Here is a 14,787-nt window from a genome sequence, read left to right on the forward strand (position 1 = left end):
GGCGGCCACCCCAGATGTAATCACTAAGACAGGAAAGAGCGCAAAGCTGCTGCAAAGCCGGGGCTTGGCTCTTTTGCCAATAAAAGGAATGAACATGCACGAGCAACTCCAATCCTACCCCGTTCTTCCGCTGCGCGACATCGTGGTTTTTCCGCATATGGTTGTGCCGCTGTTTGTTGGCCGTGAGAAATCGGTCAAGGCGCTGGAAGAGGTGATGAACCAGGACAAGCAGATTCTGCTTGCCGCCCAAATGGACCCGTCGGTCGATGACCCGGATATTGATGGCATTTTCCGCGTCGGTGTCTTGGCCAATGTGTTGCAGCTTTTGAAACTGCCCGATGGTACGGTCAAGGTTTTGGTCGAGGGCGAAAGCCGCGTCCGGCTGACCGAATTCACCCAAAATGACAGCTATTTCGAAGCTCAGGTCATCCCGCTTGAAGAGAGCGAAGGCGATCCCGCCGCGATCACCGCGTTGTTGCGCTCGGTGCGCGAAGAGTTTGAACATTACGCCAAGGTGAAAAAGAACATCCCGGAGGAGGCGCTGGCCGCCGTGTCCGAGACCCGCGAACCCGCGAAACTGGCCGATCTGGTGGCCGGGCATCTGGGGGTGGAAGTGGACCAGAAGCAAAAGCTTTTGGAAACGCTGGCCATTGATGACCGTCTTGAGGCGGTGTACGGCCTGATGCAGGGCGAAATGTCGGTGTTGCAGGTCGAGAAAAAGATCAAGACCCGCGTCAAATCCCAAATGGAGCGCACCCAGCGCGAATATTACCTGAATGAGCAAATGAAGGCCATTCAGAAGGAATTGGGCGACGGCGAAGACGGGGCCAATGAGATTGCGGAATTGGAGGCGAAAGTCGCCGAGACCAAGCTGTCGAAAGAGGCCAAGGACAAGGTCGATGCCGAGATCAAAAAGCTCAAAAACATGAGCCCGATGTCGGCAGAAGCCACCGTGGTGCGCAACTATCTGGATTGGATGCTTTCAATCCCATGGGGCGTGAAATCGCGGGTCAAAAAGGACCTGAGCCGGGCCGAGGACATCCTCGATCAGGATCACTATGGTTTGGAAAAAGTCAAAGAGCGCATCGTCGAATATCTCGCCGTGCAACAGCGCAGCCAGAAACTCAAAGGCCCGATCATGTGCCTTGTGGGGCCTCCGGGCGTGGGCAAAACCTCGCTTGGGAAATCGGTTGCCAAGGCCACGGGGCGCGAATTTATTCGCATCTCTTTGGGCGGTGTGCGCGATGAGTCCGAGATCCGCGGTCACCGCCGGACCTACATCGGCTCCATGCCGGGTAAGATCATCCAGGCGTTGAAAAAGGCCAAAACCACCAATCCGCTCATTTTGCTCGATGAGATCGACAAGATGGGTCAGGATTTCCGTGGCGATCCCGCAAGCGCCATGCTCGAAGTGCTGGACCCGGAACAGAACTCCACCTTTGTGGATCACTATATGGAGGTCGAATATGACCTCTCCAACGTGATGTTCCTGACCACATCGAACAGCTACAACATGCCGGGGCCGCTGATGGACCGGATGGAGATCATCCCGCTTTCGGGGTATACCGAGGACGAAAAGGCTGAGATCGCCAAACAGCATTTGATCCCGAAACAGATCAAAAACCACGGCCTCAAAGCCAAGGAATTTTCTGTCACGGATGGCGCGATCATGGATGTGATCCGTTATTACACCCGCGAGGCGGGGGTGCGCAGCCTTGAGCGCGAATTGGCCAAGATTGCCCGCAAAGCGGTGACCAAAATCGTGCGTAAAGAGGTCGAGGCGGTGCATGTCACCTCCGAGACGCTTGAGGAGTTCCTGGGCGTGCGCAAAGTGCGCTACGGCTTGGCGGAGAAAGAAGATCAGATCGGTGTTGTCACCGGGCTGGCCTATACCTCCGTCGGCGGTGATCTGTTGCAGATCGAGGCGCTCAAACTGCCCGGCAAGGGGCGGATGAAAACCACGGGTAAGCTCGGCGATGTGATGAAAGAAAGCATCGACGCGGCCAGCTCCTATGTCCGCTCCATCGCGCCCTCTCTTGGGGTCAAGCCGCCGCTGTTTGACACGATGGACATCCACGTCCACGTGCCCGATGGGGCGACGCCAAAAGACGGACCGTCTGCCGGTCTGGCCATGGTCACGACCATTGTGTCGGTGCTGACGCAAATCCCGGTGCGCAAAGACATCGCCATGACCGGCGAAGTCAGTCTGCGCGGCAATGCAACGGCGATCGGCGGGCTGAAAGAGAAACTCTTGGCGGCGTTGCGCGGCGGGATCAAAACCGTTCTCATCCCTGAGGAGAACGTCAAAGATCTGGCCGACATCCCGGACAACGTCAAAGAGGGGCTGGAAATCATCCCGGTCACCCATGTCTCTGAAGTGCTCAAATACGCGCTTGTGCGCCAGCCTGAGCCGGTGGAATGGGACGCAGAGGCCGATGAGGCGGCGCGTTTGGCCAAAATCACCTCAACCGGTGAAGGGCAGGGCGCAACCGCGCATTGATTTCGTCTCGGAAACAATCATAATGAAAAACCGGCCTGAGGGCCGGTTTTTTGTGGCTGATATGCCACCAAGCCTCTGTGGTTTACCCCGAGATTGCCAGAGTTTTGAGCAATCATGCCAGATGACCGCGCTGTACCCCATGAGATAAACCATTCGTTCATTTCCCATTTGCGCCAAGGGGGGCTGTGGCGTTAGGGTTTCCGTGAGCGAAACAAAGAGGTTCAAATGGCAACCCGAAAATCCTCGACCAGCAACCGCAAGACTGCGACCGCTGTCAGGAAGACCACATCAAAATCCACATCCCCCCGTCGCAGCACCAAAGCGGCAACCATGCCAAAATCGGAGTCCCCTGTGACAACAATTTCCAATCCAGAGCCGCTTAAAACCGTCCCCAGCAGCACAGATGCCGCCCCGGTTGATGCGCCTGAAGCAAGTGTAGTGACCACGATGAAAAAGAAAGAAATGATCGCCAAAGTGGCTGAAGCCTCTGGTGTGAAACGCTCTGACGCCAAAAAAGTGCTCGAAGCGGTGTTGGCAGAGTTGGGCGATGCGCTCCAGCGCGGCGACGAATTGAACCTGCCGCCGCTCGGCAAGGTTTCGGTCAACCGCCAACGCGAGGGCTCGGGCGCACATATCGTCATCGCCAAGCTGCGCCGCCCGAAAGCCATGATGGCGGGCGCCGAAGAGGGCGATGTGTCAGACGCCGAGGCAACAGAAACCGAAGCCGCAGAAAGCTAAAGCCTCGCGCTTTAAAAATCTGCATTTCGCCCCTTGCATCAAAGGACCCGTGGCGCTAAACACCGCGCCACGGCGGGTGATTAGCTCAGTGGTAGAGCGCTTCGTTCACATCGAAGATGTCAGGAGTTCAAATCTCTTATCACCCACCATTTTCCACATTTTCCACATTTTGTTTTTAAATAAACTTTTTCTCACGCCAACTTCAATTGTATGGTGAAAACCTTTCAAAATGTATGTGCGCTTTACTGCAAGAGCAGGTAATAGCATATGCATGGAACCTCACATGCGCCGCAGCACAGCTTTTGATCCTGAAAACGCGATCAAAGAGGCGTTGGCGAACGCGGGCATCATGACGAATATGTGTCGTGAGGATTGCGAGGTTGGCTGAACTGGATAGGCTGATCTCTCGGACGCTGAGACAAGAAAGGCCGCACTTGAAGTGGACAAGATGTTGCGGCCGCGGAGCGGAAGAGAAGAGCTGAACGACAAGCCACCCGAGAGCCGCGCGAGACGCCAGAAAAGGCAATCTGAGGCAGTGACCAAATGAAAGAGCAAAGTAAAAAAGCGAAGATGTCGTTGAGAGGACTATGGCGGTTTTTACTGCGATTATTGACTTTAGCTTTGGTCGATATCTTTTTGGCGCCGTTCATTGCAATCATTTTTATCTTTGGCTTTAATATCTCGGATCCATTTGCAAGCGACATTCCCCCGGGCGATGGAGTTTGGCACTATTACATATCCCTCAGTGCTTTGGTGCTCCTGGCATACTTACTCGCTTTCTACGGCATCATATCCATCATTACGATTTTGTTATCTCGCAAACTGAATGTAAGGCGAAGAGCCCTTGTTCGTTTGGGCACTTACAGTTTGTGGATAGGTATGTTTGTTTCCTTGGACCTTATCGACGCTGATTTTGATGTTTTGGTTTGGGTCAGGACTTCGATTTTTGTTGGTGATCCCCTTGTGTGGGGCGGTTTTTGTTCGTCACTCTTGTCGGAATATGTCTGGGAGCGAATTTCCAAAAGAAATAAAAGTCGAACAGCGTAGTGGACACTTCACGGGCATGCTTTTGGTTTATGGAGAACCTTCGCTCATAGGCTCCAAGAGCTTTGCGCCGCTCCAGCACCCCGCACAGCAGGTCTTTCACCACGAATGGTTCCACCCCAAGGTCGATCAATCGCGCATGGGTCGTATCGGCGGAGGTGGTGTGAAGGGGCGGTGCGCCTTATCCTCCGCTGGGCGTTTTGGTCGGGGCTTTTTGCCGGATTGTTTTGGCTCAGCGTGGTTTTGCCGCAGAGCTGAGACGAAATCTAACTTGTCAGACCCGGTTCGGCACAGTAATCCGATTCCATGACTCAATCTGTGACCTATCCCACTCTTTATCTTTTGCGCCACGGCCAGACCGAATGGAATGTCGAGGGCCGTCTTCAGGGCCGTCTTGACAGTGCGCTGACTGAGACCGGCGTGGCGCAGGCCCATGCGCAGCGGGCGATTTTGGCGCCGATTTTGGCCGCGCATCCGGGGATCGCGATCCACGCAAGCCCTTTGGGCCGAGCGTGGCGCACCGCATCTGTCGTTGCCGAGGGGCGCGCAGTGCAGGCGGTGGACGGGCTCAAAGAAGTGTTCGCCGGCACATGGGAAGGCCGGTTGCGCGCTGAAGTCGTGGCGGAGCGGGGCTTTGGATCGGCGGAAGAAAAGGATATGTTCTCGCTGTTTTTAAGCGCCCCGAACGGCGAGGGGGGCGCGGCTTTGGAGGCCCGCTGTCGCGCTTATCTGGCCAGCCTCACCCAGCCCACCGTGATCATTTCGCATGGCGTGGTCTCGGCCTTTTTGCGCGGGATCATCTGTGGTCTCTCTTTGGATGAGATCGCCGCATTGCCTCATGTTCAGGGTGTGGTGACGGTGCTCTCAGGCGGTCAGGCGCGGGTGCTTGACACAACAGAGGCGGCTGAAGCCTATCTGGCCCAATCCCTAGCGACCGATCCCCCTGCGGCATGACGCCCTCTGGTTTGGGCGCTTGGGATGGGGCAGGAGGGGCCTATGAGCTTTTTTGACAAAATCCCGACCTCCACCTTTGTGATTGCTGCGCTGACCCTCGGGCTGGCGCCGTTTTTCCCGGAACCGCATGTCTGGGAAAAGATCAAAATGCTGTTGGCGGTGACCTGCTCCCTAAGGAGTCCGCAGTTATAAGTTCGCTCTGTTCAGGTTTTGGCCTTCTCTTGACCTTTGGTAATACTCCCACGGGGTGAGCCCGTCGAGGCTCGAGTGGGGGCGGTGATGGTTGTAGTCCTCGCGCCAGGCCCCGATCAGAGCCCGAGCATGGCGCAGGTTTGCGAACAGGTGCTCGTTCAGACACTCGTCCCTCAGGCGCCCGTTGAAGCTTTCGACGAAGCCGTTTTGCATCGGTTTTCCCGGCGCGATGTAGTGCCATTCAACGCAACGCTCCTCCTGCCACTTCAGGATCGCATTCGAGGTGAGCTCCGTCCCATTGTCGCTGACCACCATGCAAGGATAGCCCCGCATCTCAGCAATCCGATCCAGCTCTCTGGCGACACGCACGCCTGACAGCGACGTATCGACCACCGAGGCCAAGCATTCCCGACTGAAGTCATCGATCACGTTCAGGATGCGGAAACGACGCCCCTCCGAGAGCGTGTCGGATACGAAGTCCAAGCTCCAGCGCTGGTTTGGCTCCTGTGGGATCGCCATCGGCGCTCTGGTGCCAATGGCCCGTTTCCTCCCGCCGCGTTTGCGCACGGTCAGGCCCTCTTCGCGGTAGATCCTGTAGAGCTTCTTCCAGTTCACGTCCCAGCCCTCGCGCTTCAGCAAGATGTGCAAGCGGCGATATCCAAATCGACGCCGCTCAGCCGATAGCTCTCGCAGCCGCTGGCGCAGATCTTTGTCCTCCGACCGCTTCGGCTGTCGCCGATACACTCGCGGATCGATCCCGGCCAGAGCGCAGGCCCGCCGTTGTGAGTAGCTCTTTTCTTTCATGGCCCAGTCCACAGCTCGCCGCCTCGAACCGGGCCTCAGAAGTTTTTTCCGAGCATCTCTTGCAGCGTGGCGACGTCCATCATCTGCTCGGCCAGCATCTTCTTGAGCTTCGCGTTCTCGGCCTCGAGGGCCTTCAACCGTCTCGCATCCGACACTTCCATGCCGCCATATTTCGACCGCCATTTGTAAAAGGTCGCGTCGCTGATCCCGTGCTGGCGGCACAGCTCCTTCGCGCCGAGCCCGGCCTGGTGCTCCTTCAAGATGCCAATAATCCGGTCTTCGCTGAAACGGCTTCTCTTCATCGTCTGTCTCCTCAGTTGGAGAACAGGCTAACCTCAAATCGAGGACTTTTCAGGGGAGCACGTCAGCGGGCGCGTTGAGCCGACCGATCGATATGTTTGATCTGGTGTTTCACGGTCTGCCTTGGGCGCTTTTGGTGCTGAAACTGGCGCGGGGCGATCGGGGACAGGCTGTCTAGCCGTCAATGTCACGAAACTGTCGGATAGATTTTACCATTTGGAAAATTGTCTGACACATTTCTCCGAGACAGTGCGGTTGAAGACGCCGGGGCTCAACGCCCTGCGTCTCATAAACGCACATCCAACCCGGAGACCTTATATGTCCATCCGTATCACGCGCCGTCAGGCGCTTGCCGGGGGCGCTGCCCTTGCCGGCTCCCTTGCCATGCCCGGCCTGTCCCGCGCCGCCACCCGTCCGTTGATCACCCACGGCGTTCAGTCCGGTGATGTCGCCCATGATGGTGCAATGATCTGGGCCCGCGCGGACCGCGAGTCCAAAATGATGGTGGAGTGGTCCACCACGGACACGTTCGCCAATGCCACGCGGGTTCAGCCGCTCTCCGTTGGCGATACATCCGATTTTACCGGTAAAATGTTGCTCGAAGGCCTGCCGTCGGACCAGGATATTTTCTACCGCGTCGCCATGGCCGATCTGTCGGACACCAATTCCGTCTCCGAGGCGGTCACCGGCCATTTCCGCACCGCGCCGGGGTCGCTGCGCGATGTGTCTTTCGTCTGGTCTGGCGACACCGCCGGTCAGGGCTGGGGCATTGACGAGGGTCGCGGCGGCATGACCACCTACGCGACCATGCTGGGACATCGCCCGGATTTCATGATCCACTCCGGCGATACCGTTTATGCCGATGGCCCGCTCTCGGCTGAGGTCGAGTTGAAAGACGGCACGATGTGGAAAAACGTCATGGTCGAAGAAAAGACCAAAGTGGCCGAGACGCTGAATGAGTTCCGCGCCGCGCATAAATACAACATGCTCGACAAGAATGTGCGGGCGTTTAACGCCGAAGTTCCGATCCTCTATCAATGGGATGACCACGAGGTCACCAACAACTGGTATCCGAACGAGACCTTCGCCTCGGATGATCGTTACACCGAGAAATCGGCGGCCAAACTGTTTGCCCGCTCGGCGCAGGCGTTTTTTGAAATGTACCCGATCCGCGTCAATGCCGCAGAACCCAAGCGTGTCTATCGCAAGGTCTCCTATGGTCCGATGCTGGACGTGTTCTTTCTCGACATGCGCACCTACCGCGACGACAATGACGGCAACCGTCAGCCGACGCCGAAGGATTTCCTGGGCGCCGAACAGATTGCTTGGCTCAAGGGCGCTTTGTCGACGTCGAAAGCCACATGGAAAGTCATCGCCGCCGATATGCCCATCGGTATGATGGTGCGCGATGGCAAAGAGGCGTTTGAAAACATGGCCAATGGCGATGGTCCGGTTCTGGGGCGTGAATTCGATATCGCCGAAGTGCTGTCCTTTATCAAACATGCCAAGGTCAAAAACACCGTCTGGCTCACGGCCGATGTGCATTACACCGCCGCGCATCACTATAGCCCGGAGCGTGCCGAGTTTCAGGACTTTGAGCCGTTCTGGGAATTCGTTTCCGGTCCGCTGCACGCGGGCACCTTTGGTCCGAGTGAGTATGACAACACCTTTGGCCCGAAGGTCGAATTTGCCAAAGCGCCGCCAGAAGGCGAGTTCAACCTGCCGCCGTCCGATGGCTATCAGTTCTTTGGCAAGGTCGATATTTCCGCTGCGGACCGGACGATGACCGTGTCGCTTTTGGATGCGGCTGACACGTTGTTGTGGTCCACGACGATCGCACCCGATCTGGCGTAAATCGCATAAAGAAGCCCCGGAGAGTGATCTCCGGGGCTTTTTCTATAGATGCAAGATTTAGGCCCGAAACTTAGGCTTTGGACACAGCGTCCAGAATTCGCGCCCAGGAGCGGATGCCTTTGTGGAAATTCTTGAGGCCGTATTTCTCATTCGGAGAGTGAATGCGGTCGTCGTCATCAGCAAAGCCCACCAACATCGAATCCAGCCCCAAAATCGTGGTAAAATAGCCCGCAATCGGGATCGACCCGCCCATGCCGGCAAACACCGCCTCGCGGTCCCATTCGTCGGACAGGGCCTGACGTGCCGCCTCGAATTCCGCACGATCCGTGTTCATCACGGCGGCGGGGGACCCGTCGAGGTCTTGGTTCCATGTGACTTTGGCGTCCACCGGCAGGCGGCTTTCGACATGGGCACGCAGGTTTTTGCGGATCGCGTCCGGGTCCTGATCGCCCACCAAACGACAGGTGATTTTGCAATGCGCCTCCGCTGGGATCACGGTTTTGGTGCCCGGTCCCTGATAGCCGCCCCAAAGCCCGTTGATCTCCAAAGTGGGGCGGGCCCATTGTTGTTCCAAGGTCGAATAGGCGGCCTCGCCATGGGCTTTGGTCATGCCAATGCCGGATAGGTAATCCGCCTCGTCAAAGCCACAGCCCTGCCATTGGCGCAGGATGTCGTCGGGCACCTCATGCACGCCGTCGTAGAAATCTTTGATCGTCACGCGGCCCGCTTCATCATGGAATGTGCTGATGATTTTGGAGATTTCGCGCAGCGGGTTCAGTGCCGGGCCGCCGTAATGGCCCGAATGCAGATCTATCGTCGGCCCCGTCAGGGTGAACTCGTCTTTGAGCATCCCGCGCAGCTGGCTACAGATCGAGGGCACGCCGGGGGCGACCATCGACGTGTCACAGATCAGCGCCAGATCGGCGGCGAGCCTGTCTTTGTTGGCTTTCATGAAGGGGATCAGGGAGGGCGAGCCGCTTTCCTCTTCGCCTTCAAAGAAAAACGTGATCGTGCAGGGCAGGGTGCCGTTTTCGGCAATCCAGGCGCGGCAGGCCTCGACGAAGGTCATCAACTGGCCCTTGTCGTCGGATGCGCCGCGGCCCCGGATCACTTTGCCCTGCGCGCGCTCTTCGATAAAGGGCGCAAACGGGTCGTGATCCCAGAGGGTGAGCGGGTCCACCGGCTGCACATCATAGTGACCGTAAAACAGCAAATGCGGCCCACCGGAGCCGATTTTACCCATCACCATCGGGTGGCCGGGCGTGGCGCAGACTTCGGCATCCGCCCCCAACGAGGTCAATTCCGCGGCAAGCCACTCCGCCGCCGCCTGGCAATCGGCCTTGTTGGCCGGGTCGGTCGAAATCGACGGAATGCGTAAAAATGTCATCAAGCGATCAAGGGTAGCGTCGAGATCAGTGTCGATGCGTTCAAGCACCGGAGCGAGGCGAGAGTTCATTATGGGAAACCTTTTATCATGCTCGGGATATTTTGCCGCAGCTTACGCCTCTGAAAAATGGTGTCCAGAGGGGGCGGGCGGGTTGACATAGATCATTCTGAAAGGGAATGGATACGTCATAAGAAGGTGAAGCTGACAAGGCAGAGCAGAAGAGGCTCATAGGGGGCTGTTGCGGTATTATCTTGCGAAATGTGAATATGAGTCGCAATTTTCGCTTGATGCCGCTAAAAGAGGCAGACCTGAGACGCGCGAAAGGACGAACAGTGGACTATACGGCGAAGCTTGACGAAGCACTTCAACGGTTGCACGACGAAGGGCGTTACCGCACCTTTATCGATATTGAACGCAAGCGCGGGCAGTTTCCGCACGCCACATGGACCAAACCGGATGGCTCAGAGCAACCCGTAACCGTGTGGTGCGGCAACGATTATCTTGGCATGGGTCAACACCCGTCCGTTCTCGCGTCCATGAAAGAGGCGGTGGATGCAACGGGCGCGGGCTCTGGTGGCACGCGCAATATTTCCGGCACCACGGTTTATCACAAACGTCTTGAAGCCGAGATTGCCGATCTGCATCAAAAAGAGGCGGCTTTGGTGTTCTCCTCGGCCTATATAGCCAATGATGCCACGCTTTCGACCCTGCCGACGCTGTTCCCCGGTCTCATCATCTATTCCGACTCGCTCAATCATGCGTCGATGATTGAGGGCATTCGTCGCAACGGTGGCGCGAAACGCATTTTCCGTCACAACGATCTGGATCACCTGCGCGCCCTTTTGGCGGCGGATGATCCCGAAACGCCGAAACTCATCGCCTTTGAATCGATCTATTCGATGGATGGCGATTTTGGTCCGCTCAAAGAGCTGTGTGATCTGGCCGAAGAATTCAATGCGCTCACCTATCTCGACGAGGTTCACGCGGTTGGCATGTACGGCCCGCGCGGGGGCGGTGTGGCCGAACGCGACGGTCTTTTGGATCGGATCGACATTGTCAACGGTACACTCGGCAAGGCCTTTGGCGTCTTTGGCGGCTATATCGCTGCTTCGGCCAAAATGTGTGACGCGGTGCGTTCTTATGCGCCGGGCTTTATCTTCACCACCTCGATCCCGCCCGCTGTGGCGGCAGGGGCGGCGACATCGATCGCCTTCCTCAAAGGCGAGGGCGGTGTAAAGCTGCGTGAAGAGCATCAGACTCAGGCGAAAATCCTCAAACTGCGGCTCAAAGGCCTTGGCCTGCCGATCACCGACAATGGCTCGCATATCGTGCCGTTGATTGTGGGAGATCCGAAACACACCAAACTCATGTCCGACATGATGCTCGAACATTATGGCATTTACGTTCAGCCGGTGAATTTCCCGACCGTGCCGCGCGGCACAGAGCGGTTGCGCTTTACGCCCTCACCGGTTCACGGGCCGCGCGAAATGGATGCTCTGGTTCATGCTTTGGACGCGCTTTGGAGCCATTGTGCGCTGAATCGCGCCGAAATGGCGGGTTAATCAAGATATACGCTGGGCGGCCCCGTTGAGCATATGGTAACAGTTTATCAACTTTAGGCGACGAATCGACGCCTAAAGGGCGGGCAGGTTAATTTGGGGCGAATGCATGATCAGGCGGTGGACGAAGCCACACGTCGAGGAGCAGGAACATCCTCGCGGTTTTGACGATTACGAGCTTCAGCTCGGCGACGTCATGCGTGGGGAACGCGCCACCCTTGGCAAATCGCTCTTGGATGTTCAGCGCGAGTTGAAGATCAAAGCAACCTATATTGCCGCCATTGAGAACTCTGACCCCTCTGTGTTTGAAACCCAGGGTTTCATCGCGGGGTATGTGCGCTCCTATGCCCGCTATCTGAATCTTGATCCCGATTGGGCTTTTGCACGGTTTTGCTCTGAAAGCGGCTTTACGGTTGCCCACGGCATGTCCCCCGAGGCCTCAACCAAACGCAAACCGGCCAAGGCGGCGGCGGCACCTGTCAAGAAAGATCCATTCTCCGATCCCAACGCCAGCTTTGTCCCGCGCGGACAGGGGTTTATGTCCCGGATCGAACCCGGCGCGCTGGGATCAACCGCTGTGTTGCTCGCGCTTTTGGGCGTGATCGGCTATGGCGGCTGGTCGGTGTTGCAAGAAATCCAAAAGGTCAAAATGGCCCCGGTCGATCAGGCCCCGGCCGTGATCGCCGAAGTTGCCCCCCTTGGTGGTGCAGGCTCCGAGACCCGTTTGGCGCAGATGGACGAGAGCGTCGGCCTTGCGACCCCCTCCGCCGAGGCGCTGGATCGGTTGTATCGTCCGCAGGCGCTGGATGTGCCGGTTTTGGTGCCGCGTGACGGGCCTATCGCGGCGCTTGATCCGCGCTCTGTTGGGGCTTTGGCGGGCGAAGGACTTGCCGCCGAGCGCGAAGAGCGCCTGAACGCCATGTCGTCTGACATTGCCTTGGCGGCGCTTTCCGACACGGACGAGGGGGATGTGCGCGTGGTCGAAGAGGGCGCGCCCGAATTGGCGCTGGTCGCCGTGCGCCCGTCATGGGTGCGCGTCCAGGCCGCCGATGGGTCCGTTTTGTTTGAGAAGATTCTTGATGCCGGTGAACGTTACATCGTTCCGGCGATGGACAAAGCGCCGATTCTGCGCACGGGCAATGCCGGTGGCGTCTATTTCGACGTCAATGGTCAGGCCTATGGCCCGGTCGGTGCCTCTGGGTCTGTGGTGAAAAACATCGCCCTCTCGGTCGCGGATGTGTCGGACAGTTTTGCCCAGGTCGATCTGGCCGCCAATGACACGGTCGCCGAGGCCTTTCAGGTCGCCCAAAACGGCCAATAAACCGGCTTTCATCTGATCACTCTGCCGCTTCCGCCGCTTGTCACTTGCGGTGTGCCGCCTTATCTAAGGGGGGCTGAATTGACGTTCCCAAAACCGTCCCAAAACCGTCCCAAAAGAGGCCCGTTCCCATGTCGCACAATTCCATTCGCCCTTGGCGCAACATTGACCGACGCGTGAGCCGCAAGATTTGGGTGGGCAATGTGCCGGTGGGGGGCGATGCGCCGATCACCGTGCAGACCATGACCAACACGCTGACCACCGATGTCAAAGCGACCTTGGATCAGGTGCTGCGCGCCGCAGAGGCCGGGGCCGACATCGTGCGCGTCTCCGCCCCCGACCGCGACTCGGCTTTGGCGCTCAAAGAGATCTGCCGTGAAAGCCCGGTGCCGATCGTCGCTGACATCCATTTCCATTACAAACGCGCCATCGAGGCCGCCGAAGCCGGGGCCGCCTGTCTGCGGATCAATCCGGGCAATATTGGTGATGAAAAGCGGGTGCGTGAGGTGATCAAAGCTGCCAAGGATCACAATTGCTCGATCCGCATTGGCGTCAACGCCGGCTCTTTGGAAAAGCACCTGTTGGACAAATACGCCGAACCCTGTCCCGACGCGATGGTCGAATCCGGCATGGATCATATCAAAATTCTGGAAGACAACGATTTTCACAATTTCAAAATCTCGGTCAAAGCCTCTGATGTCTTCCTCGCCGCCGCCGCCTATCAACAATTGGCCGAGGCCACCGATGCGCCGATCCATTTGGGCATCACCGAGGCGGGTGGGCTTATGTCCGGCACGATCAAATCGGCCATCGGGCTGGGTCAGCTTTTGTGGATGGGCATCGGCGACACGATCCGCGTCAGCTTGTCTGCCGATCCGGTCGAAGAGGTCAAGGTTGGCTATGAAATCCTCAAATCTCTCGGCCTGCGCCACCGCGGCGTGAATATCATCTCCTGCCCGTCCTGCGCGCGTCAGGGCTTTGACGTGATCAAAACTGTTGAGGCGCTGGAAAAGCGGTTGGAACATATCAAAACGCCGATGAGCCTGTCGATCATCGGCTGTGTGGTCAACGGTCCCGGCGAGGCGTTGATGACCGATGTCGGTTGGACCGGCGGTGGAGCTGGCCATGGCATGGTCTATCTCGGCGGGGCGCAGAGCCATAAAATGTCCAATGACAATATGGTTGACCATATCGTTGAACAGGTCGAAGCCAAAGCCGCCGAGATCGAGGCTCAGACCGCGTCCGAGGCCGCTGAATAAGCACCACAACCGCTTCAGCGCAGCTCAAATACTCAAATAAAAACCCCGCCAATGGCGGGGTTTTGTCATTTCCAGGTATAAACCGGCGCTGTGACCCGCGTCCTGCCGCATGTTCACCCACGCAGCTCCGCCACGATTTCAACCATCGCATCATAGGGCACATAGCCGCGCAGCATCTGGTCGCCCATCACAAAGGTCGGCGTGCCCGAGATTTGCAACTCCGCCGCCAGTTGGTGATTTTTCGCGATCACCGTGGTGACCTCTTCGCTGTCCATTTTGGCGACAACCGCATCGGCGTCGATGCCAAGGTCGGTGGCCAGACGGCGCAGCGAGCCAACTGTGACATCGCCGCGCGCTTCCATCAGCGCGTCATGGAAGGTCAAATAAGCGTCATCACCAGCCACCATTTTGGTCGCAACGGCAAAGCGCGACGCCAAAACGGAGGCCTCGCCCAAGATCGGGAATTCTTTGACGATCAGTTTGATATTGCCGTCTTTTTCCAAAAGTGCTTTCACATCTGGAAAGGCTTTTTTGCAATAGCCACAGCGGTAGTCGGTGAATTCGACCATCACGATATCGCCTTCGGGATTGCCGTAGATGCCATCGAAGGCGGTGTTGTAAATCGCGTCCATATTGGCGGCGATCATGTCGGCATCGCTGGAGACCTGAGCCTCGGCCTGACGCGCTTGATAGACGTCCACCGCCTCCATCAACACTTCGGGATTGTCCAAAAGATAGGCGCGCACTTCGGCGCGAAACGCCGCGCGCTCGGCATCGGACATGTCACCGATGTCAAAAGCAAAGGCGCCAAGCGCGGTGGAAGCGGTCAAAAGGGCCGCGGCACCGAGTCGGGCGCAGGCTTTGGCAAAAGGCATATC

Annotated in this window: 13 protein-coding genes, 1 tRNA gene and 1 pseudogene; 11 read left to right on the top strand and 4 right to left on the bottom strand. The window is 57.6% G+C overall.

What is annotated here, in order from left to right; all coding sequences use genetic code 11:
• Positions 1 to 94 precede the first annotated feature (94 nt).
• The gene (gene lon / locus B30_RS08655) at positions 95 to 2,500 is read left to right on the top strand and encodes an endopeptidase La (RefSeq protein ID WP_009571667.1); all 2,406 of its coding nucleotides are present in this window, start codon (positions 95 to 97) and stop codon (positions 2,498 to 2,500) included.
• 221 nt (positions 2,501 to 2,721) lie between these two features.
• On the opposite strand, the gene B30_RS22150 is transcribed toward lon, so the two are convergent.
• Positions 2,722 to 2,901 (bottom strand): hypothetical protein, encoded by a 180-nt coding sequence (locus B30_RS22150; protein ID WP_152003284.1) that lies wholly within the window; start codon positions 2,899 to 2,901, stop codon positions 2,722 to 2,724.
• On the opposite strand from B30_RS22150, the gene B30_RS08660 reads away from it, so the two are divergent.
• From B30_RS08660 to B30_RS08680, 5 genes are all read left to right on the top strand, one after another.
• The gene (locus B30_RS08660) at positions 2,831 to 3,238 is read left to right on the top strand and encodes an HU family DNA-binding protein (RefSeq protein WP_198430600.1); all 408 of its coding nucleotides are present in this window, start codon (positions 2,831 to 2,833) and stop codon (positions 3,236 to 3,238) included. The two genes, B30_RS22150 and B30_RS08660, sit on opposite strands and share 71 nt — an antisense overlap.
• 74 nt (positions 3,239 to 3,312) lie before the next feature.
• Positions 3,313 to 3,387, top strand: a tRNA-Val gene (locus tag B30_RS08665).
• Positions 3,388 to 3,781: 394 nt separating this feature from the next.
• The gene (locus B30_RS08670; RefSeq protein WP_009571670.1) at positions 3,782 to 4,285 is read left to right on the top strand and encodes a hypothetical protein; all 504 of its coding nucleotides are present in this window, start codon (positions 3,782 to 3,784) and stop codon (positions 4,283 to 4,285) included.
• A gap of 315 nt (positions 4,286 to 4,600) precedes the next feature.
• Positions 4,601 to 5,236 carry a histidine phosphatase family protein gene (locus B30_RS08675; RefSeq protein ID WP_051130603.1) on the top strand — a complete coding sequence of 212 codons (636 nt, stop codon included), beginning with the start codon at positions 4,601 to 4,603 and terminating at the stop codon, positions 5,234 to 5,236.
• Positions 5,237 to 5,278: 42 nt separating this feature from the next.
• Positions 5,279 to 5,428 (top strand): hypothetical protein, encoded by a 150-nt coding sequence (locus tag B30_RS08680; protein WP_009571672.1) that lies wholly within the window; start codon positions 5,279 to 5,281, stop codon positions 5,426 to 5,428.
• Here B30_RS08680 and B30_RS08685 read toward each other — a convergent pair.
• Positions 5,423 to 6,534, bottom strand: a protein-coding gene (locus B30_RS08685) for an IS3 family transposase (protein WP_085952024.1) whose coding sequence is annotated in 2 segments (ribosomal slippage) — positions 5,423 to 6,279 and positions 6,279 to 6,534 — 1,113 coding nt in all. Because the reading frame shifts where the segments join, the coding sequence is not laid out codon by codon here. The two genes, B30_RS08680 and B30_RS08685, sit on opposite strands and share 6 nt — an antisense overlap.
• A 316-nt stretch (positions 6,535 to 6,850) precedes the next feature.
• Between B30_RS08685 and B30_RS08695 the strand changes: the two genes are divergently transcribed.
• Complete coding sequence (locus B30_RS08695; RefSeq protein WP_009571675.1) at positions 6,851 to 8,386, top strand: alkaline phosphatase D family protein; 1,536 nt, start codon at positions 6,851 to 6,853, stop codon at positions 8,384 to 8,386.
• A gap of 70 nt (positions 8,387 to 8,456) precedes the next feature.
• Here B30_RS08695 and B30_RS08700 read toward each other — a convergent pair whose 3' ends face one another.
• Positions 8,457 to 9,842, bottom strand: coding sequence for a dipeptidase (locus B30_RS08700; protein ID WP_009571676.1), 1,386 nt, complete (start codon positions 9,840 to 9,842; stop codon positions 8,457 to 8,459).
• Between the two features lie 263 nt (positions 9,843 to 10,105).
• Between B30_RS08700 and hemA the strand changes: the two genes are divergently transcribed.
• The 4 genes and pseudogenes from hemA (at position 10,106) to ispG (ending at position 13,909) form a co-directional block, all read left to right on the top strand.
• Positions 10,106 to 11,335, top strand: a complete 1,230-nt coding sequence (gene hemA, locus B30_RS08705; RefSeq protein ID WP_009571677.1) for a 5-aminolevulinate synthase — start codon at positions 10,106 to 10,108, stop codon at positions 11,333 to 11,335.
• Between the two features lie 193 nt (positions 11,336 to 11,528).
• Positions 11,529 to 11,693, top strand: a pseudogene (locus B30_RS22735) (helix-turn-helix domain-containing protein); the annotation flags it as partial.
• 177 nt (positions 11,694 to 11,870) lie between these two features.
• Positions 11,871 to 12,653, top strand: a complete 783-nt coding sequence (locus B30_RS22740) for a DUF4115 domain-containing protein (protein WP_420042215.1) — start codon at positions 11,871 to 11,873, stop codon at positions 12,651 to 12,653.
• Between the two features lie 128 nt (positions 12,654 to 12,781).
• Positions 12,782 to 13,909, top strand: a complete 1,128-nt coding sequence (gene ispG, locus B30_RS08715) for a flavodoxin-dependent (E)-4-hydroxy-3-methylbut-2-enyl-diphosphate synthase (RefSeq protein WP_009571679.1) — start codon at positions 12,782 to 12,784, stop codon at positions 13,907 to 13,909.
• Positions 13,910 to 14,022: 113 nt separating this feature from the next.
• On the opposite strand, the gene B30_RS08720 is transcribed toward ispG, so the two are convergent.
• Positions 14,023 to 14,784: a DsbA family protein gene (locus B30_RS08720; RefSeq protein WP_009571680.1), complete on the bottom strand. Its 762-nt coding sequence runs from the start codon at positions 14,782 to 14,784 to the stop codon at positions 14,023 to 14,025.
• Positions 14,785 to 14,787: the final 3 nt, after the last annotated feature.

The organism is Celeribacter baekdonensis B30 (assembly GCF_000299875.1).
Lineage (GTDB): Bacteria > Pseudomonadota > Alphaproteobacteria > Rhodobacterales > Rhodobacteraceae > Celeribacter > Celeribacter baekdonensis_A.